Here is an 18,758-nt window from a genome sequence, read left to right on the forward strand (position 1 = left end):
TGTGCGTTCTAGACAGCAAGATCCAGCGGTGGAATCTCTTGATGCAGGAACCATTTTTCCGTTACGACTTTCTGAGTGAACCAATGTGAACGCATCAAGGAACTGGCAATGGGTTGCTTGAGCCAGTCGGGCACTTCGAATCCGCGTCCCTGTTCGCTGGCACGGTGGCCAAACCGCTTAGAAATTTGCTCACCATAGCGTTGCAGTGACGAAGCGGAATAATCCGGCGCGTTCAGAATCACTTGGGCGGCAATTAATGCGGACTCGATGGCGGGCCGGATGCCTTCACCGCTCTGGGTGTAAGCCAGCCCGGCTGCGTCTCCCACCAGTAAGACCCCATCATCAACCAGTGGCCGCCCGGCATGGGCGTACAACAGATAGGCGTGGCCTTTGAAACGGCCGGGCGAGTCGTTGGGAATGCAACCGGCCTGTTTCATCTCTTGCACGAAGGCTTCCAGATGATCGGTCAGCCGATGGTTGTCTTCACGCCCCAAGCCGATGTTCAGAAAATCGCCTTTGCGGAACACCCAGGCGTAACCCTTGAGGTCGCGGCAGAACCAGAGTTCGGGTGTGTCGGCTCGGGCGGTGCAGGCACTGGCTTGGGCCGGGGTCATTTCGAATTCCACTTCCTTGGCGGCGACCACGGTTTCATGTTTCCCGGGGCCGGAGCCTATTCGCTTGGCCACCGGGCAGAAATGCCCTCCAGCGCCGATCAGGAGTGGAGCTTGCCACTGCTCGTTAAGGCGCCAAAGGCCGTTGTTCCGGGTGATGGATTTTACCGGGGTGCCCAGTTGTTTTCGGGATTTAACCCGATCCAGCAGATAGGCGTCGAACTCGCAGCGCCTGATGCCGTAGCTGACCACGCTGCCATGATGATTCTCGACCGGGCTCTGGCCCATCATGCCGATCCGGAAACGGCTGATAGACTGCAACGTTCGTGCACGGCGGTAGTCGTTGATGTCAATGTCCAGGCTCTCGAGAACGTTCGGGGTTACCCATCCGGCGCAGGTTTTATCTCGCGGAAACGTCGCTTTATCAATCACCAGAACCTTCTTTCCGGCGTCTTCCAGTGCACGGGTGAGTGTCGCGCCGGCCGGGCCGGCACCCACGACGATGGCGTCGAAGTTGTCCATTATGAGTGCTCCGGTGTGGTCGGGGTGGCGTACAAATCCTGCCGGGTTCGGGGAACCAGATTGTTATCGCCATGGCTGAATACAACCTGGAACAGTTGCAGCGAACCCGCGCGGAATGCGGCGATGGAGCCGGCCAAATAGAATCGCCAGGCCCGGGTGAAGTTTTGATCGTACATATGCGTCACTGCATCCTGATGCTGGGTGAAGTTTTTCAGCCAGTGGGTCAGGGTTTGGGCGTAATGCAATCGCAGGTTTTCCACATCCAGTACTGAAAAGTCATTGTGCTCACAGATCTGCATGAACTCGGCAATGCTGGGGGGGTAGGCGCCGGGGAAAATGCGTTTTTCGATCCAGGCATTCATCAGCATCGGCTGGTTGCGCCCGATGCTGTGCAGCAAGGCGATACCGTTCGGCTTCAGGCTTCGCTTAATCAAGTCGGACAGTGCCGGGTAGTTTTCTTTACCGACGTGTTCCAGCATGCCCACAGAAACAAAGGCATCATATTCGCCCTGAATGTTTCGGTAGTCGTCTTCGATATAGCTAATTTTTTTATCAAGGCCTTGCCGTTTGGTTTCTGTTTTGGCGTAGCTGAGTTGTTCGCGAGAGATGTTGTAGGAGCGAACGGTGACACCATAGTGGCGCGCCATATAACGGGCCAGGCCGCCCCAGCCACAACCGGCTTCGACCACGGTCATGCCGGGTTTGAGCCGGAGCTTCCGGCACACGTGTTCTAGCTTGGCTAACTGCGCTTGTTCCAGTGTGTTGTCCGGGTGCTCGTAATAGGCGCAGGTGTACTGCATTTCTGCTTGATCCAGCCACAGCTTGTAGAACTCGTTGCCGAGGTCGTAATGGTGGTGGATGTTCTCTTTCGCTTGCGACAGGCCGGAAGAACGCGGATTTGGACTTTTCCAGAAGCTATCCAGCCATTTAGGCCACTGCTGCCGAGCGGTGTGAACCGTGTGATACACGGTTTCCAGAAAGTTCGTGAGATCACCGTCGATATCGAGTCGCCCGGAGCTGTATAGGTCGCCCATGGCTAGATTCGGGTCGGTCACCAGGGCGTAAAGGGCTTTGGAATCGTTGAGGGTTAAGGTGAAGCGGGCGGTCTGGTGTTCCGGTTCAATTTGATCGCCATTCCAAAGTTGGAATCGAATCGGTGGGGATCCGGCCAAGCGAATGAATTTTTCGAGTAGCCAGCGCTCGTAGCTGTGAGGTTCTCGATCAGGGTGGGGTGCCTCATAAGGAATACTTAGGGGGTGCGGAGCGTCCTTGCCTGAATGCGAAGCCTTGCGGGCGTTACGGCTAGACATAGTGGAGGCTCCCGTTGGTTGCAATACCAGGCGGTCCCGAAAGCCAAACTGAGAGTCGCGCTCTTTAGATAGTATAGAAAATGAACAGGTTTTGTCAGGTTAAGGGAAAAGGCGGGAGGCGGGCCGGGTTTCTTCCGGGCCCGCCTGTTTAGTCGATGCTTAGTAAGTGGAGCTCATTCCGAACCATCCCGGGAAGACGACGATCATCGCCAGCACCAGAATTTGAATGAGAATGAACGGAATAATGCCTTTGTAGATATCGGTTGTTTTAACCTCCGCAGGTGCAACGCCCTTGAGGTAGAACAGGGAGAAGCCGAAGGGGGGCGTCAGGAAGCTGGTTTGCAGGTTCATGGCAATCAGGATGGCAAACCAGAGCATGTTGATGCCCATGGCTTCTGCCACCGGTGCCAGAATCGGCACGATGATGAAGGAAATCTCCACGAAGTCGATGAAGAAGCCCAGCACCAGAATCACCACCATGGCCAGAATGATGAAGCCCCATTGTTCGCCCGGCAGCATCATCAACCATTCTTCCAGCAAGTAGTCACCGCCGGTATAGCTGAATACCATGGAGAAGGCGGTGGCACCAATAAGAATGGCAAAGACCATGGCCGTTACCTTCACGGTGTCTTTGGAGGCCTCCCACACCATTTTAAAACTGAACTGGCGGTAGATAATGGCTAGCGCCACGGCACCAACGCCGCCCAAAGCGGAGGATTCGGTGGGGGTGGCGATGCCGGTGAAGATAGAGCCCAGAACCACCACAATCAGCGCCAAAGGCGGGATGATGGCCAGCAGCGCGTTGCGGATTTCTTTGCCGCGGCTGATGCTGTCGTCTGGCGGCATGGCTGGCGCCGTCTGGGGCTTCAAACGGGTCATGAACAGGATGTAAACAATATACAGGCCAATCAGCACCATGCCGGGCCCAACCGCGGCTTTGAACAGATCGCCGACCGGCAAGCCCAGAACATCACCCAGAATGATCAGGATGATAGACGGCGGCACAATTTGACCCAGGGTGCCGGAGGCACAGATGGTGCCTGTGGCCAGGCGCTTGTCGTAATTGTGAGCGAGCATGACGGGCAGGGATATCAAACCCATGGCCACCACACTGGCACCTACCACGCCGGTTGATGCGGCGAGCAATGCACCCACCAGAATGGTGGAAATAGCCAGACCACCAGGCAAGCCACCAAACAAGCGGCCCATCGAGGTTAGAAGTTGCTCGGCCAGTTTCGTGCGCTGCAGGATCACACCCATGAAAATGAACAGCGGCACCGCCATCAGGACCGTGTTCTGCATGACGCTCATGATCCGATAGGGCATGAAAGCAAACAGATCCATGCCCTCGGCGAAGATGCCAAAGAAGAGCGCCACGCCCCCAAAGGTAAAGGCCACGGGGAAGCCGAGCATCAGCATGAACAGGGCCACAAGGAACATAATCATACCGATCATGCCAAACCTCCTGCGCTGTGCTCGCTATCATAGGACTTTTCACCGGCCATTACGCGGACGGCGTAGGTAATCATGTTCAAGCCTGCAGCGCCGATAAAGAACGCGCTGACCGGAATGATGGATTTGATGATCCAGCGGTGGGGCAAGCCGCCCGGATCGCCACTGCCTTCGCCCATCTCGTAGGCGTCAATCGCAAAGCTGTAGCCATAAAAACCGATCAGGTAAGCGAAGGGAATCACAAAGATCAGGGCACCAATGAGGTTGATCCAGGCTTTGTTTTTTTGCTGCCAGTTGGTGTAGAAGACATCCACTCGAACGTGGCCATCTGTGCGGAGGGCATAGGGAATTCCCATCAGGAAGACTACCGAGTACAGGTGCCATTCCATCTCTTGCATGCCAATCGACACATCGCTTAAGACGTAGCGGGTGATCACGTCGTAAAACACATTGGCGGCCATCAAGATCATGGCCACGCAGGCGATCCAACCGCAGAGTTTCGAGAGCCAGGCCAGGCCCTCATCCAGTCTGATAATCCAGCGCATTAAGCCCCTTCCTCCGCCGAGCGAATTTTTCGTGTTGCTTGTTAAAGTAAAAAGCCGGGACCACTTTCAAGAGCGATCCCGGCTCTGGTTCATTCAGTCTGGCCTAGAGTTTACTGAACTTCTCCCATCGTGTTGAGGTATGCACGTTCAGAAATTTCGGTATAGGCGCGACTTTGCTTCTGATAGCTCAGCTGTGAGTCGATGATCTTTTTAGCCATTGGACTCTTTTCAGCTGTTTCTTTCAGCAGCTTTTTGTTGGCATCGTACATGGCCTGGAAGATGTCGGCCGGGAATCGTTTGATCTGTACGTTGGGGTACTCTCTCTTGATATTTGCCCAAGCTTCCGCGTTGGCGTGTTGTGATTGTACCAGCATGTCGTAGGACGCGGTGCGCATGGCCACTCGCATGATTTCCTGCAAGTCCGCGGGTAGTTTGGCCCATACGCGCTTGTTGACCAGGAATTGCAGTTCAGTCGCGGGCTCGTGCCAGCCGGTGTAGTAGTAGTCAGCGATTTGCTGGAAGCCAAGGCGCAAGTCCAGTGCCGGGCCGACCCACTCAACGGCGTCAATGGTGTTGCGCTCAAGGGCGGTGTAGAGCTCACCCGGGGCAATATTGGTGGGGTTTACACCCACTTCAGCAAAGACTTCGCCGGCAAAGCCGGGAATACGCATCTTCAGACCTTTAAGGTCGTCCAATGATTTGATTTCTTTGCGGAACCAGCCGCCCATCTGAATGCCGGTATTACCGCCGGGAAACGACAACATGTTGTGAGGTTCGTACACCTCCTGCATCAGCTCCATGCCGCCGCCGTGGTAGAACCAGGCGTATTGTTCAATGGCGTTCATGCCAAATGGCATGCTGGTGAAGAACAGCGTTTCGGGAACCTTACCCTTCCAGTAATAGGAGGCGGAATGGCCCATGTCGTATTGGCCAGCCTTCACCATGTCGAACACGCCCAGTGGGGCTTTGTGCTTGTTGGCTGAGTCGATACGGACCTTCAGGCGACCGTCAGACATCTTTTCAACGAGTTCAGCGAAGCGTTTGCTGGTGTCGCCAAAGATGGGGAAGTTCGGTCCCCAGGTTTCAGCAAGCTTCAGGGTGAACTTTTCCTGTGCCATAGCCTGTGAGGCAGAGAACGTGGTAGCAATGGCGAGCACGGTCGCCGATAAAATGGATCGGATCTTCATGGTTCTTTCCAACCTGTCGAATTGTTTTAGTTGTTTCTCGAATGATGGACCAGCGTTTGATTTTTAGCCAGTGTTGCTGAATAGCTTAGTTCAGGTTTGCATATTTGGCGGTCGCTTTGCAGCAAAAAAATGCGTGAAATACGACATATGTCTAGGTGCTGGGTGAGCTTGCGGAGGAGTCGTGTCAGCTCATGCTCTGGGGCTGATGGTGTTTGTCATGGTGCTCCGTTGTCGCCAGCGGCGAAACGCTCTTAATGAGGGCTTCTCAATGCCATAGTGCACGATGGATGCTAGGGCGACGATTATGCCGAGCGCCAGGGCAACATTAACAGGGCCGGGGATCTGCCATTGGTAGAACAAAGTGATCAGCCCGTAGCCAATGTTCTGGTGGATCAGATAAAGCGCGTAGGAAATGCTGCCCAACCAGAGTAATCCGGGCCGGGACAGCAGGCTCAGACGGCCGCTTATCGCCAGAATGAAAATGCCGTAGCACGCCAGCACAAACAAGTTGTAAGGGGCTTTATAGGCAAACAGGCAGTGGCCGATGGCCAGAGCCAGTAGCGTTATATCGGCCACTGACGGTTTGCCGTATTTATACCAGCGGAAGAGCAGCATGCCGCTGATAAACAGCGGTGCATAACGCACGAACAATAGATCTTTCGCCAGAAAGTCCAGAGTGTCCGGGATTGCTTTCCACCAGATCACGCCTATGTAGCTGGCGGCCGTCCAGAGCCAGAGTGCAGGGCGCAGTCGTTGCCAGCTCTTCAATCCGTAAAATAATAGTGCGATCCAGACATAGAAAGTGGCTTCAATCACCAGACTCCAATAGGCACCATCCACGTGCGGATGCTCCAGGTACTCGTGCAGGAGGGTCATGTTCAGTACTGCCGACACCGGCTCGACCGCGCGATCTTCGGGCCCCAGCCAGTGCACCGATAGAAAGGTCAGGGCAATGCCGGCCCAAAGTGCGGGCAGTAGCCGGAACGCGCGTGCAAGCGCAAACCAGCCGGCCGTTTGGGTGCGCTCGAGGGTCATGAAAATGACGAAGCCGCTGAGCATAAAAAATAGGTGCACACCGTAGCGCCCGAACTCGAGAAAGGATGGGCTGTCAAAACTGTGCCCATACAACTCGTTGTAGTAGGGCAGATAATGGAACAGTACAACGCCGAGCGCGGCAATGCCGCGAAGTGCATCCAGGGCGGTTAGGCGACTTTGGTTGTTTTGCATGGCGTTGATGCGTTCCAATAACGATGGACGTTCATCATAGCCGGCCTGGGTTTAGGCAGGTATACGATTCGGTTGCCCGGAGCTGACCATCTGTTCATGGTTGAAGGTTCGGAGTGTGTTTCAACGCGAGTGTATGATGGCTGAAAGCCGAAGCCTGGGAGCAATCAAAGTATGACAGTAGAACTCGGTGTGATTGAGGGGTTTTATGGCCCCATGTGGACCTGGGCCGAGCGGCGTAAGTTGCTTAAAACCCTGGCCGGGCATGGCTATGGGTTTTACCTGTACGCGCCCAAGGCCGACCCCTATTTGCGTCGGCGCTGGCAGGAGCCGCATCCGGCTGAAGAGTTTGAAGCCTTGGTGGAGTTTGCTGAATTGTGCGAAGACGAGGGCGTTCGGTTTGGCGTTGGCTTGAGCCCGTTCGAGGTCTTTAACCGGTTTGATGAGAGCGCGCGTCACGCCCTAGCGGCCAAGCTGAAAGCCTTGGATCGGATCGGGGTGCAGGAACTGGCCATTCTGTTTGATGACATGCGCTCGGAAACGCCAGAGCTGGCCAGCACCCAGGCTGAGATTTTGCGCTGGGTGAAGGCGCACAGTGGTGCCACCACGTTCAGTATATGCCCGACTTATTATTCCGATGACCCGGTGTTGGATCGGGTGTTTGGTGAACGGCCTTCGGATTATCTGGAAACGCTGGGCGCCGAGCTTGATAAAGATATCCGGGTGTTCTGGACCGGTGAAGAAGTCTGCTCCCGGGAGATTTCTCCGGGGCATTTGAAGCGCGTAGGTGATCGGTTGGGCCGAAAACCGGTGTTGTGGGATAACTATCCGGTGAACGATGGCGACCGAATGTCCCGACACCTGCACCTGAGAGCTTTCACCGGCCGGCCGGCGGCGAATGCGGCGCATATAGCCGGTCACGCCATCAACCCCGCACTGCAATCTGTGTTGACCACGATACCGGCGTTGACGCTGGAAGAATCCTACCGGCTGGGGCCGGACTACCAATATGGACAGGCATTTCACCATGCTGCTCGGGAGCTTCTGGGTGAGGTGTTGGCAAATCAGATTCAGCGGGACCTATTGAGTCTTCAGGATGCCGGGCTGTGGCGCCTTAGTCCCGAGCGTAAACAGGCCTTGGCGCACACATACGATGCTTTCGATCATCCGGCTGCCAGCGAAATCATGCGTTGGCTTGCCGGAGACTATCAGGTCACAGACGAGATGGTACAAACCCAGTGAAAGGTTATTCCAGATAGTAGTCGAAGGTGGAGACTACGCGCACGGTTTTCACGGGCTGTTGCGGTTCGGAAATTCCGGGTGCCTGATCCCGGGCGAGGATCTGGAAGACACCCTGATTGGCCCGGCGTAATCCGCCAAGGCTGGCGTTGGCATCTCGGGCAAATTGACTCGCTGCCTGCCGGGCAGACTCGGTGGCTTCTGCAATCATCTCGGGCTTGATGGTGTTCAGACCGTTGAACAGATAAGTGGGGCCGCCGGGGCCGAAGTCGGAAGAGAGCAATACACCGGAATCTACCAATTCGCTGACATTTTGTGCCGCCTGGCGAATGCGTTCAATCTGCGTGCTGCGCACCATCAGTGTCTGGTTAATGATGAACTTTTGCTCGCCTTCGCCTTGATAGGGATTGGCTCGGGTATCGGTTACGTCCAGCCTCTGCAGTTCCACGGCCTTGCTCTCAATGGCCTGAAGTTTCAGAAACGCCATGATGGCTTCCCGACTGCTTCTTGCATGCGCTTGTGCCTGTTCCAGTGTTTTACCGGTGGCGACAAAGCGAATGGGCCAGAGTGCCAGGTCGGCGTTCACTTCCCGTTCCGCGACACCTTTGACGGTGACGTAGCGGTCTCCGGTTTTCAGTCCTGTGAGGCCGTCTCTTAGAAGTGACGCAGAGAAAATGACGCATAGACCCAAGATGAGGGCGACGATGGTTTTCACTGTTTGATTCCTTGTGTCATGACGCTTGTTAGCAGTCGGTGCCTGAGCGGTCTTTGAAGCGTTCTGTCATGGCTTCTTGCCGTCGTTCGCTGTTCCGGAATTCCGGCGCTAAGGGTGGTATCAAGTACAGAAAGTCGCCTTTGTTCAGGTTGTCCTGTAACGGCGGTTCGACTGCGTCTTCGGGCCAGAATACCGGGCTTAGCACGACAATCGAAAGCTCGGGTGCGCGCTGCTTCAGTAACGCCACGGTACCGAGTTTTTGCTCGCTGTGAAACGTGCCTGTCAGATGCAGAATCTGGTGATCAGGATACTGCCTGCGTGCCTGCAAGATACGGTCGGCCATGGTGTTGTCTCTGACCAGTTGGGCCTGGTAGACGTTGTCCATGCGCTGGGCGATGGCTGGGTCGTTGGAGCCATGGCTGCCGGTTATTGCCGTGATGAATTTGTTTCGGTAGGCAGGGGTATCCAGAAACGGTTGGTCGGGTAACTGCCGGCGTTGGCTATCGGTCAGGCTCGTGAGGTAGTCCGGGCCCTGACGACCGACGCAGCGGACAATATCCGCTGGCGCATTGGCGGCCAGCACCGGTAGTTGGTGGTGACGAGCGTATTCGATCAAAGGCCGGTAGGAACCTCGGTAGTTGTCCCAGGCTTTGGCGTCTTTCACCAGTTCTGTCTCACCGGTGATGCCAGCCAGATAGTCGTTCAGGGCCGTCTGGCGATCCAGATCGAACTGTTCCAGAGTCAGCACTATATTGGGATTACGGCTGTGCAGTTGTTGCAACAGGCGGGCTTGCAGAAGGTGTGACGCCTGATGACCATGATGTTCTCCGATCACCACAACATCGGCCTGCATGGCAGCGTCAGCGACGGCTTCCAAAGATAAAACCTGTCGGCTCTGGCTATCAACGAGCTGGCTGTCGTATAAGGTTGCCGGCCTTGTGGTGTTTGGGCTCAGGGCACAACCGGACAACGCGAGCAGAGACAATACAACGGGTATGACCAGTAGATGCTTGGTCGCAGTCATGGTGCACCTGCCTATTTCGAGTTTTTTGAGCGCTCTTCGCGCCAGTTTTCTCCCAGCTTTTCTTCCACGTACTCGCGAATGAATTGCCGGACCTTCTGGGAGGGGGTGACGTCATCCTGTTTGCAGAGTTCCTCGAACGCGGCTTTTTTGTCCGGATCGATAAGCAAGGTCAGGCGCGCGGTACGGTTTTCTTTTGTCATGGCTTGGAAATGCCTCTATATGTTAATCAGGTTAACATTGAATGTTATCTGCATGAGCATATAATTGTGGCGATGTCTTCGCAACCGGGAGTTCGCTCATGCCACACCGCGCTCATCTTTTTTCCTTGAGGTTTGCCCACGCACTTCGCGAGGCCTGTTTTGATGAGCGGTACACCAGCGCCCGGTTTCTGAGAGATTTGATGGCCGGGGTGACCGTTGGCATCATAGCAATTCCTCTCGCCATGGCACTGGCCATCGCCAGTGGCGTTGCACCTCAGTATGGCTTGTATACCGCTTTTATTGCCGGGTTCGTTATTGCCGTATTGGGCGGTAGCCGGTTCAGTATTTCTGGTCCCACCGCGGCTTTTGTGGTCATTCTGTACCCCGTTGCCCAGAGTTACGGGCTGGGTGGCTTGCTGCTGGCCACGCTGATGTCGGGTGTGTTGCTGGTCATCATGGCCCTGATGCGTTTGGGGCGTTTTATCGAGTACATTCCCGAGTCGGTCACGCTCGGGTTTACCGGCGGAATTGCCGTGGTGATTGCGACGCTTCAGGTTAAAGACTTTTTCGGCCTGTCGCTTGAAACCATGCCCGAACATTATTGGGACAAACTGGCGGCGCTGGCCCAGCAGATGCCCGCGCTTGACGGCATGAGTACGCTAGTGGCCGCGGCAACTCTGGCGGTGATGCTGCTTTGGCCAAGGTTGAAAACCCCGGTGCCCCCGCATCTCCCTGCGGTGGTGATCGGTAGCCTGCTGGCGCTTTGGTTCAACTCTCACGGGGCCGCGATCGAAACCATCGGCTCTCGTTTCAGCTACTTGTTGCCTGACGGCAGCACAGGAAATGGCATTCCACCGTTTTTACCGGAATTTATATGGCCCTGGCAGCAACTGAACGCTGAAGGCGAACCGCTTGGCTTTTCCTGGGACATGGTTCAGGCGTTGTTGCCGGCGGCGTTTGCCATCGCTATGTTGGGCGCCATCGAATCGCTTTTGTGTGCGGTGGTGCTGGATGGCATGACCGGCAAGCGCCACAGTGCTAACAGTGAGCTGATGGGGCAGGGCATTGGTAATATTCTGGTTCCGTTCTTCGGTGGTATTACGGCGACCGCTGCCATTGCCCGCTCCGCTGCCAACTATCGGGCTGGGGCGGAGTCTCCCGTGTCCGCTATGATCCACGCTCTGGTGGTTTTATTGGCGTTGGTCTCACTGGCCGGCGTACTCGCCTACCTCCCCATGCCGGTGATGGCTGCGTTGTTGATCATGGTGGCCTGGAACATGAGTGAAGCCCCCAAAGCCGTTCATCTACTGAAAACGGCTCCGCGCATGGATGTGCTGGTCTTTTTGACCTGCTTCAGCCTAACGGTCGTTTTGGACATGGTTATCGCGATCATCACCGGTGTGCTGTTGGCTGCGGTGCTATTCATGCAGGAAATGGCGCAGATGACCAAGGTTACCGATCTCTCCGACAGCACGCGGGTGAAGTCGTTTGGCTTATCGGAAGAGTGGCAGGTCTTTAAAATCAATGGGCCTTTGTTTTTCGCCGCCGCGGATCGAGTGTTCGGGGAGCTGGCGGGTCTGTCTCGGCATGCGCGTGGCATTGTGTTGTATATGGATGGCGTGACGGTATTGGATGCCGGTGGCTTGTCGGCACTGAATAAGCTGATCGCGAGTTGTCGCGAAGCCCATACCCAGATATTGATTGCGGATCTTCAGTTCCAACCTTTACGGACTCTGGCCCGCGCAGGTGTGCAGCCGGAGCCTGGCGTCAGCAGCTTCTACCCGACACTGGGGGCGGCTTTGGAAGTGGCATCTTCTGGCTCTCCGGGGAATCTGCGTTAAACTGCCCTCAAAAGAGGGCCATCATGCTTCCATTTCGAATTATCGATCGAATCAAATTTGTTCTAGAACGCCAATTGCTGAAAGGTGCCGGTTTCCAATTATTGGTGGTCGGGCTTTTTATTGGCTTGATCTCCCTCGTCGGTGGCCTGTTGGTTGTACCTCAAGGTGGTGAGTTTGATGATCCGGGCGCGGCTATCTGGTGGGCGTTTCTACGTTTGACGGACCCGGGGTATCTCGGTGACGACGTGGGCACCTGGCAACGGATTGTTTCAACTTTGCTCACCATTCTTGGTTATGTGGTGTTCATGGGCACGCTGGTGGCGATTTTGACCCGCTGGCTGATCGCTAAAATGACCGATCTTGAACGAGGCCTGACGCCCGTGACTTTGAAAAGTCATGTGGTCGTTCTTGGCTGGACCGCGCAGACACCGCCGTTAGTGGCAGAGTTGTTCGGCTCAACAGGCCGAATGCAGCGCTTCCTTGAAAAGCACGATACCCAGCGGTTACGCCTCGTGGTGCTGGCGGAAGAAGCCAGCGTGGAGCAGCTTTACGAATTGCGCAACGAGCCCGGAGTGGGCAGCCGTGCCCGAGAAGTTATTCTGCGAAGCGGCTCAGCGATTCAGCCGGAGGCTTTGCATCGAGTGGCTTGTCTGGATGCGGCGGCGGTGATCGTGCCAAGCCAGGGCTATAGCGCCGGTAGTATAGTGACCTCTGATGTCGAAACCGTTAAAGCGCTGTTGTCCATTGCCGCCCAGGCTCGACACTTGAATGCTCCGTTGCCTTATGTCGTCGCCGAAATTCAGGATATGCGTAAGTTGCCGGTTATTGAACGGGCATACCCAGGTGCTGTTGAGGTAGTTGCCGGTAGTTCCACCATCAGTCGATTGATGGTCCAGAATGTACTTCACCCGAATCTTTCCGAAGTCTACAACGAGTTGCTGACGGCCGATGGCGGCAACGAGATTTTTGTCCGGGGCGGTGAAACAGCCGAGGGTCTGACCTTAGGCGAGCTGGCCTCACAAAGGCCGCACGCGATCGTCTTGGGGCTCCTGCACCCGGTTCAAACCGGTGGTTGGAAAGTAAACCTGTTGGCACCCTCTGACACCACCATCCGAACCGACGACCGGGTGGTGCTGCTTGCCAAGGATTATGCCCACACCGGACCAGATCCAAAGGCGAAACCCTTGGCGCCTGTTGAGCGCGTATCGATGCCTGTGGAGGCCACCGTGAAGCCTGGAACGCACCGTGTGCTGGTGCTGGGCTGGAATCGCCGGGTGCCGAGTTTGGTGGCGGAGTTTGGCAGCTATTCGGGACGCCAGTTCGAATTGGATATGGTGTCTGCCACACCGTTGGATGAGCGACAGCGGGAATTATCCCGCTACGGTGTGGACCTTGCGAGAATTAATGGCCGCCTGCTTGAAGCCGATTACATGGTGGAGGATGAACTCAGGAAACTGAACCCGGCCTCTTACCATACCGTGATGTTGTTGAGCAGTGATCGCATTGGCTCCGGTGAGGAAGCGGATGCCCGTGCCATGGTCGGTTACCTGCAATTGGAAGATATTCTTGCCGAAGCCTCGGTGCGGCCGCAGGTCACACTCGAGCTGAGTGACCCGGACAATCGCCACCTGATGTATGGTCATCAGAGTGAAATGCTGATCAGTCCGATGATTCTGAGTCACGTGTTGGCTCAGGTTGCTTTGCGCCGCGAGCTAAGGGTGGTGCTTGACGAATTGTTTACCGTGGGTGGCGCTGAAATTCAGTTCCGTGATTCCGAAGATTATCCCTTACCCGCCAGTGCAGACTTTCAGTTTCTCGAGAAAGTGCTGGCCGCGAGGGGGGAGATTGCGTTGGGAGTTCGCCGGCAAGCGGTGGACGAGCGTGGTCGCCACCTGCAAATTAACCCGCCCCGGAAGCAATACCTCGACCTTCAGAAAGGCGATCAGTTATTGGTGATGTGCCAGAGCTGAGGCGCTTTTACTCCAGCTGGGAGTGCGCGAGCGCTGCAAGTGTTTGAGCGCGCGCCGGTTCAAGTCGACATTCATTAGAAAAATGCTGGAAATACATAATATAAATTTCAATTATAAGATTGAAGGCAGTAAAGTGTCGCTCAACGTCAACCTCTGCTCGTTAACACAGCAGCCGGCTGGCAACGGTTACTGCTTGGCAGCAGTAACTCGTACCTTTTGAAAACAAACGTAGAAAGGATAGAGATCATGCCCTACTCACAAGACGTTGATCAGATCGCTTCCATCGTGAAGCAAAACCCGACTTGGAACGCCATCAACCCTAAGCACGCTGCTCGTATGCGCGCCCAGAACAAATTCAAGACTGGTCTGGACATCGCTAAGTACACTGCGAAGATCATGCGTGAAGACATGGCTGCCTACGATGCCGACACTTCCAAGTACACTCAGTCTCTGGGTTGCTGGCACGGTTTCATCGGTCAGCAGAAGCTGATCTCTATCAAGAAGCACTTCGGTAGCACTAAGCGTCGTTACCTGTACCTGTCTGGCTGGATGGTTGCCGCTCTGCGTTCTGAGTTCGGTCCTCTGCCTGACCAGTCCATGCACGAGAAGACTTCTGTATCTGGTCTGATCGAAGAGCTGTACACCTTCCTGCGTCAAGCCGATGCATGGGAACTGAACCACTTGTTCCGTGACCTGGAAGCTGCTGAAAACGCGGGCGACGCTGCCAAAGCTGAAGAGCTGATCAAGCAGATCGACAACCACGAAACTCACGTTGTGCCGATCATTGCCGACATCGACGCTGGTTTCGGTAACGCTGAAGCGACTTACCTGCTGGCCAAGCAGATGATCGAAGCGGGTGCGTGCTGCATCCAGATCGAAAACCAGGTTTCTGACGAGAAGCAGTGTGGCCACCAGGACGGTAAAGTAACCGTTCCTCACGCCGACTTCCTGTCTAAGATCAACGCTGTACGTCTGGCGTTCCTTGAGCTGGGAGTGGACGACGGTGTTATCGTTGCACGTACCGACTCTCTGGGTGCTGGCCTGACCAAGCAGATCGCTGTAACCAACGAGCCGGGTGACCTGGGTGACCAGTACAACAGCTTCCTGGACGGCGAATACATCGAAGACGCTTCTCAGATCGAGAACGGCGACGTTGTAATCAAGTCTGACGGCAAGCTGCTGAAGCCGAAGCGTCTGGCTTCTGGCCTGTTCCAGTTTAAAGCCGGTTCTGGTGAAGATCGTGTTGTTCTGGACTGCATCACTTCCCTGCAGAACGGCGCCGACATGCTGTGGATCGAAACCGAGAAGCCTCACGTTGGTCAGATCGCCAGCATGGTTAACCGCATCAAGGAAGTTGTTCCCGATGCGAAGCTGGTTTACAACAACAGCCCGTCCTTCAACTGGACTCTGAACTTCCGTCAGCAGGTGTTCGACGCCATGAAGGAAGAAGGTAAAGACGTATCTGCATACGATCGCGACCGTCTGATGAGCGCTGACTACGACGGCACCGAGCTGGCTGAGCTGGCTGACGAGTGGACTCGTAACTTCCAGCGTGACGCGTCACGTGAAGCGGGTGTGTTCCACCACTTGATCACTCTGCCGACTTACCACACTGCGGCACTGTCTACTGACAACCTGGCTAAAGGCTACTTCGGTGACGAAGGCATGCTGGCCTACGTTGCTGGTGTACAGCGTAAGGAAATCCGTCAGGGCATCGCTACTGTTAAGCACCAGGATATGGCTGGTTCTAACATCGGTGACGACCACAAAGAATTCTTCGCAGGTGAAGCTGCGCTGAAAGCTGGTGGTAAAGACAACACCATGGGTCAGTTCGAGAACATCTAATCTCGACGACCTAACAGGTGATTGAAAAAGCGGCCCCGGAAACGGGGCCGCTTTTTTTTGTATTTACAATAACGTCAGGAAGGCTGACAAGTGTGTAAGTGGTAACGATATGAAAGTTAACGGGTATTACGCTATGTACCTGCTTGGAATAGTGTCGCTGTATCATATTTGAAACAGTTTCGGGTGGCGTTGATTTGCGATCCATGACGTCTTGCCTAGATTTTATCTTTAATAATCAATGAGTTGTATTCCTTCGCTGGGAGCGTGGCACGTTAATCGCTTTAGTGAGTTGGAGGGTCTGACCTATTCGGATAACCGCAAACAGTAGTCGACCGGGACGGGCCAAAGAGAAGTGCAATGATGTTAGAAGGAAGCAATATCATGAAAACTCAAAAAAGTTTGCTAGCGATTGCTGTTGCATTAGGTCTTGGCTTGTCCGGTGTGGCCTATGCGGACGTAGGTGGTGACGGTGACCCGAACACCAATGCGGTCGACAATGCGACGGCCAACAACGACTATTCCGGAAATACCAATTCGGGCAACGACAACTCGAACTATCCGGATAGTTCGGACAACTCGGATAATTCAGACAATTCGGATAACTCCGACAACAGCGCTAATGCGACTGATTCGTTCAAAATAGCGGACAGTGGCAATGACATGTCGGACAGTTCCGATAACTCGGACAGTTCTGATAATTCAGACAATTCGGATAACTCCGACAACAGCGCCAATGCGACTGATTCGTTCAAAATAGCGGACAGTGGCAATGATATGTCGGACAGTTCGGACAACTCTGATAATTCAGATAACTCCGATAATTCGGATAACTCTGACAATTCCGACAGCTCGGATAACAGCACCAATGTGACCGACTCGTTCAAGGTGGCTGACAGTGGTAATTCCGATAGCTCGGACAACTCGGATAGCTCCGATAACTCCGATAATTCTGACAACTCGGACAGCAGCACCAACGTGACCGATTCGTTCAAGGTGGCTGACAGCGGTAACGATATGTCAGACAACTCGGATAACTCCGATAACTCTGACAACTCCGATAACTCGGATAATTCTGACAACTCCGACAATTCGGATAATTCGGATAGCTCCGACAACTCGAACAGCAGTACGAACGACTCGTACAACACCGCGAACTCGAACAACGATAGCAGCGACAACAGCGACAACAGTAACAACAGTGTTACTGAGCTGAGTCTCTCGCTCGACGTGTTCATGAATGATGCTGAACTCAACGGTTCAGTGGCGGATACCTCCGTGACCTACGGCGATGCTTCTGCTAAGAAAGCGTACACCGAAGTAAGGGCTCATAACGAGATCTCCGGTGGCTCCGCGAACTTCACCGGTGTGGGTGCATTTGCTCAGAACGCCGGTGTGGGCAGCGTGACTCAAGCCAATGTGAGTGTTATGTCTAACCTGACCGCTGGAAGCGACAACTGAGTAAGGCGAGCCATGCCTAAAGGTGTGGCTCGATTCCCGCTGGGAGGCGCGTCATGACTAACACTATCAGAGGAAACTTGAGAGTCGTTTGGCTGATCGCTGCAATGGGGCTGTCAGAAGTCGCAATTTCAGAAGAGTGGATGGATTTACCGACGATGGATAACGATCAACTGGCCGAGGCCAGCGGCCGTCAGGGCGTACCGATGCAGTGGCAGCTGAACGAAAACCAGCAAAATGCTTTGGTCACGGGAAACCGCTTGTCGGGCAACTCCACGACGGGGAACAACCTGATATCCGATCAGGCATTTCAAAACATGAGTGGGATCGCCACGGTTATTCAGAATACCGGTAATCAGGTGGTGATTCAGGACAGCACTCAGGTAAACATTCTGATCAATCGCTAACAGGAGGTGGGCCATGGTTAAGCAGCTGCTTGTGTTAAGTCTGACCGGCGCTGTGGTGCTTTGGTCCACTGCGTTTGCTGGTACCGTCACCTTGCCAGGGATAAGTGGCGGCCTGCAGGTTGATGTCAGCAGTTTCAAAGAGCAGCGGTTCGGCTCGGTGCTGCAGCAGCAGTATGATTTCAGTTGTGGTTCCGCGGCTATCGCCTCTTTGCTTTCTTATCACTACAACCATGATTTTTCGGAGCAAGAAGTTTTCTCCAGAATGTTCGCATTGGCCGATCCCGAGAAGGTGCGTCAAGAAGGGTTCTCCATGTTGGACATGAAGCGATTTCTCGAAACCGAAGGCTATCAAGCTGATGGGTTTCGAATGCCACTGTCCGGTTTGCGCGAGACAGTGAGCTTGCCGGTGATTGTTCTTATGAACCTAAAAGGCTTCCGTCACTTTGTTGTTATTAAGGGGATCAGTGACGACGAAGTGTTCGTGGGCGACCCCGCTCGCGGGTTGAAAGCGTACCCCAGAGCAGAATTTGAACATTATTGGGACGGCGCCGCTTTTGTTATACGTAGCCATTTGCAGCAAGGGCGGAGTTCGTTCTTGTCAGATGGGAATTGGCCGCACATCGTCCGGGCGCCTCTGGACAAAGGGCAGAACGGTCCATCGCTTGGCCATACCTTGCCGTATTGGCCATCGGCTAGGGAGTGGTAATGTCATGATCAATCGACAGAGAATGGTCGTTTTTGTACTGGCTGCGGGGATGAATGTGGTTACTTTGACCACCCAAGCTGACACCGTGTTTATGACCGAGCCCTTGACCGATAGCGAGCTCGCCGCGCAACGGGGTGGATTTCTGCTGGATAATCTGGAGATCTCAATTGGTCTCGAGCAAATTATATCGGTAAACGGCGAAACTCTGGCGGTTAACCGACTCACCATTCCTAATCTGAATCAGGCAGGGAATGGAGGCGGTGTGCCTCATGAGCTGGAAACAATGATTGGCATGGTAAATTCCGGTGTGAACGGGCAGGCATTGGTTGCAGCGTCTTCAACTCCCGGTGGTTGGATGACCCTGATTCAGAACGATTTGAATGGCTCGGTTATCCAAAATGCTCGCCTGCTGAATATTGAACTCAACAATTTGGGTTCTGGCTACCGTCTGCCAGACCAGGTGCAGGCGCCTATCCTTCAGTTCCTCGGTCGTTAGCCAGCAAAG

The 18,758-nt window shown here is 54.6% G+C and carries 17 protein-coding genes; 8 read left to right on the forward strand and 9 right to left on the reverse strand.

What is annotated here, in order from left to right; all coding sequences use genetic code 11:
* Nucleotides 1–8: 8 nt before the first annotated feature.
* The 6 genes from VOI14_RS08380 to VOI14_RS08405 all read right to left on the reverse strand — a co-directional run bounded on the left by VOI14_RS08380 (nt 9) and on the right by VOI14_RS08405 (nt 6,854).
* Nucleotides 9–1,133 (reverse strand): NAD(P)/FAD-dependent oxidoreductase, encoded by a 1,125-nt coding sequence (locus tag VOI14_RS08380; protein WP_323751590.1) that lies wholly within the window; start codon nt 1,131–1,133, stop codon nt 9–11.
* A complete protein-coding gene (locus VOI14_RS08385) occupies nt 1,133–2,443 on the reverse strand; it encodes a cyclopropane-fatty-acyl-phospholipid synthase family protein (protein ID WP_323751591.1) in 1,311 nt (436 codons plus the stop codon). Before VOI14_RS08385 ends, VOI14_RS08380 begins: the two co-directional genes overlap by 1 nt.
* A 159-nt stretch (nt 2,444–2,602) precedes the next feature.
* Nucleotides 2,603–3,898, reverse strand: coding sequence for a TRAP transporter large permease subunit (locus tag VOI14_RS08390; protein ID WP_323751592.1), 1,296 nt, complete (start codon nt 3,896–3,898; stop codon nt 2,603–2,605).
* Nucleotides 3,895–4,440, reverse strand: coding sequence for a TRAP transporter small permease subunit (locus tag VOI14_RS08395; RefSeq protein ID WP_323751593.1), 546 nt, complete (start codon nt 4,438–4,440; stop codon nt 3,895–3,897). The genes VOI14_RS08390 and VOI14_RS08395 overlap by 4 nt, the downstream gene beginning before the upstream one ends.
* Before the next feature lie 110 nt (nt 4,441–4,550).
* Complete coding sequence (locus VOI14_RS08400; RefSeq protein ID WP_323751594.1) at nt 4,551–5,627, reverse strand: TRAP transporter substrate-binding protein; 1,077 nt, start codon at nt 5,625–5,627, stop codon at nt 4,551–4,553.
* Between the two features lie 189 nt (nt 5,628–5,816).
* On the reverse strand, nt 5,817–6,854 hold the full coding sequence (locus VOI14_RS08405) for an acyltransferase (protein ID WP_323751595.1): 1,038 nt from the start codon (nt 6,852–6,854) through the stop codon (nt 5,817–5,819).
* Between the two features lie 171 nt (nt 6,855–7,025).
* On the opposite strand from VOI14_RS08405, the gene VOI14_RS08410 reads away from it, so the two are divergent.
* On the forward strand, nt 7,026–8,093 hold the full coding sequence (locus tag VOI14_RS08410; RefSeq protein ID WP_323751596.1) for a beta-N-acetylglucosaminidase domain-containing protein: 1,068 nt from the start codon (nt 7,026–7,028) through the stop codon (nt 8,091–8,093).
* A gap of 4 nt (nt 8,094–8,097) precedes the next feature.
* Here the strand turns inward: VOI14_RS08410 and VOI14_RS08415 are convergent, their stop codons facing one another.
* Genes VOI14_RS08415 through VOI14_RS08425 form a run of 3 tightly spaced genes read right to left on the reverse strand, consistent with a single transcriptional unit; the run spans nt 8,098 to nt 10,029 of the window.
* Nucleotides 8,098–8,805, reverse strand: coding sequence for an SIMPL domain-containing protein (locus VOI14_RS08415; protein WP_323751597.1), 708 nt, complete (start codon nt 8,803–8,805; stop codon nt 8,098–8,100).
* Nucleotides 8,806–8,833: 28 nt separating this feature from the next.
* Nucleotides 8,834–9,829 carry a ChaN family lipoprotein gene (locus VOI14_RS08420; protein ID WP_323751598.1) on the reverse strand — a complete coding sequence of 332 codons (996 nt, stop codon included), beginning with the start codon at nt 9,827–9,829 and terminating at the stop codon, nt 8,834–8,836.
* Between the two features lie 11 nt (nt 9,830–9,840).
* Nucleotides 9,841–10,029, reverse strand: coding sequence for a CopG family transcriptional regulator (locus VOI14_RS08425; protein WP_323751599.1), 189 nt, complete (start codon nt 10,027–10,029; stop codon nt 9,841–9,843).
* Nucleotides 10,030–10,127: 98 nt separating this feature from the next.
* Between VOI14_RS08425 and dauA the strand changes: the two genes are divergently transcribed.
* From dauA to VOI14_RS08460, 7 genes are all read left to right on the forward strand, one after another.
* Nucleotides 10,128–11,870 carry a C4-dicarboxylic acid transporter DauA gene (gene dauA, locus VOI14_RS08430; protein WP_323751600.1) on the forward strand — a complete coding sequence of 581 codons (1,743 nt, stop codon included), beginning with the start codon at nt 10,128–10,130 and terminating at the stop codon, nt 11,868–11,870.
* Between the two features lie 23 nt (nt 11,871–11,893).
* Nucleotides 11,894–13,840: a CASTOR/POLLUX-related putative ion channel gene (locus VOI14_RS08435; protein WP_323751601.1), complete on the forward strand. Its 1,947-nt coding sequence runs from the start codon at nt 11,894–11,896 to the stop codon at nt 13,838–13,840.
* Nucleotides 13,841–14,086: 246 nt separating this feature from the next.
* Nucleotides 14,087–15,685 carry an isocitrate lyase gene (locus tag VOI14_RS08440; protein WP_323751602.1) on the forward strand — a complete coding sequence of 533 codons (1,599 nt, stop codon included), beginning with the start codon at nt 14,087–14,089 and terminating at the stop codon, nt 15,683–15,685.
* Between the two features lie 381 nt (nt 15,686–16,066).
* Nucleotides 16,067–17,143: a hypothetical protein gene (locus tag VOI14_RS08445; protein ID WP_323751603.1), complete on the forward strand. Its 1,077-nt coding sequence runs from the start codon at nt 16,067–16,069 to the stop codon at nt 17,141–17,143.
* A gap of 53 nt (nt 17,144–17,196) precedes the next feature.
* Nucleotides 17,197–17,547, forward strand: coding sequence for a hypothetical protein (locus tag VOI14_RS08450; RefSeq protein ID WP_323751604.1), 351 nt, complete (start codon nt 17,197–17,199; stop codon nt 17,545–17,547).
* 13 nt (nt 17,548–17,560) lie between these two features.
* Nucleotides 17,561–18,253, forward strand: coding sequence for a C39 family peptidase (locus tag VOI14_RS08455; RefSeq protein WP_323751605.1), 693 nt, complete (start codon nt 17,561–17,563; stop codon nt 18,251–18,253).
* Nucleotides 18,254–18,257: 4 nt separating this feature from the next.
* Nucleotides 18,258–18,749, forward strand: a complete 492-nt coding sequence (locus tag VOI14_RS08460; RefSeq protein ID WP_323751606.1) for a hypothetical protein — start codon at nt 18,258–18,260, stop codon at nt 18,747–18,749.
* The last annotated feature ends 9 nt before the right edge of the window (nt 18,750–18,758 follow it).

Source organism: Marinobacter sp., assembly GCF_034669625.1.
GTDB lineage: Bacteria > Pseudomonadota > Gammaproteobacteria > Pseudomonadales > Oleiphilaceae > Marinobacter.

Coding starts and splice junctions, on each gene's coding strand:
- VOI14_RS08380 (WP_323751590.1), bottom strand. CDS start 1,133: ATGGACAACTTCGACGCCATCGTCGTGGGTGCCGGCCCGGCCGGCGCG.
- VOI14_RS08385 (WP_323751591.1), bottom strand. CDS start 2,443: ATGTCTAGCCGTAACGCCCGCAAGGCTTCGCATTCAGGCAAGGACGCT.
- VOI14_RS08390 (WP_323751592.1), bottom strand. CDS start 3,898: ATGATCGGTATGATTATGTTCCTTGTGGCCCTGTTCATGCTGATGCTC.
- VOI14_RS08395 (WP_323751593.1), bottom strand. CDS start 4,440: ATGCGCTGGATTATCAGACTGGATGAGGGCCTGGCCTGGCTCTCGAAA.
- VOI14_RS08400 (WP_323751594.1), bottom strand. CDS start 5,627: ATGAAGATCCGATCCATTTTATCGGCGACCGTGCTCGCCATTGCTACC.
- VOI14_RS08405 (WP_323751595.1), bottom strand. CDS start 6,854: ATGCAAAACAACCAAAGTCGCCTAACCGCCCTGGATGCACTTCGCGGC.
- VOI14_RS08410 (WP_323751596.1), top strand. CDS start 7,026: ATGACAGTAGAACTCGGTGTGATTGAGGGGTTTTATGGCCCCATGTGG.
- VOI14_RS08420 (WP_323751598.1), bottom strand. CDS start 9,829: ATGACTGCGACCAAGCATCTACTGGTCATACCCGTTGTATTGTCTCTG.
- VOI14_RS08425 (WP_323751599.1), bottom strand. CDS start 10,029: ATGACAAAAGAAAACCGTACCGCGCGCCTGACCTTGCTTATCGATCCG.
- dauA (WP_323751600.1), top strand. CDS start 10,128: ATGCCACACCGCGCTCATCTTTTTTCCTTGAGGTTTGCCCACGCACTT.
- VOI14_RS08435 (WP_323751601.1), top strand. CDS start 11,894: ATGCTTCCATTTCGAATTATCGATCGAATCAAATTTGTTCTAGAACGC.
- VOI14_RS08440 (WP_323751602.1), top strand. CDS start 14,087: ATGCCCTACTCACAAGACGTTGATCAGATCGCTTCCATCGTGAAGCAA.
- VOI14_RS08445 (WP_323751603.1), top strand. CDS start 16,067: ATGAAAACTCAAAAAAGTTTGCTAGCGATTGCTGTTGCATTAGGTCTT.
- VOI14_RS08450 (WP_323751604.1), top strand. CDS start 17,197: ATGACTAACACTATCAGAGGAAACTTGAGAGTCGTTTGGCTGATCGCT.
- VOI14_RS08455 (WP_323751605.1), top strand. CDS start 17,561: ATGGTTAAGCAGCTGCTTGTGTTAAGTCTGACCGGCGCTGTGGTGCTT.
- VOI14_RS08460 (WP_323751606.1), top strand. CDS start 18,258: ATGATCAATCGACAGAGAATGGTCGTTTTTGTACTGGCTGCGGGGATG.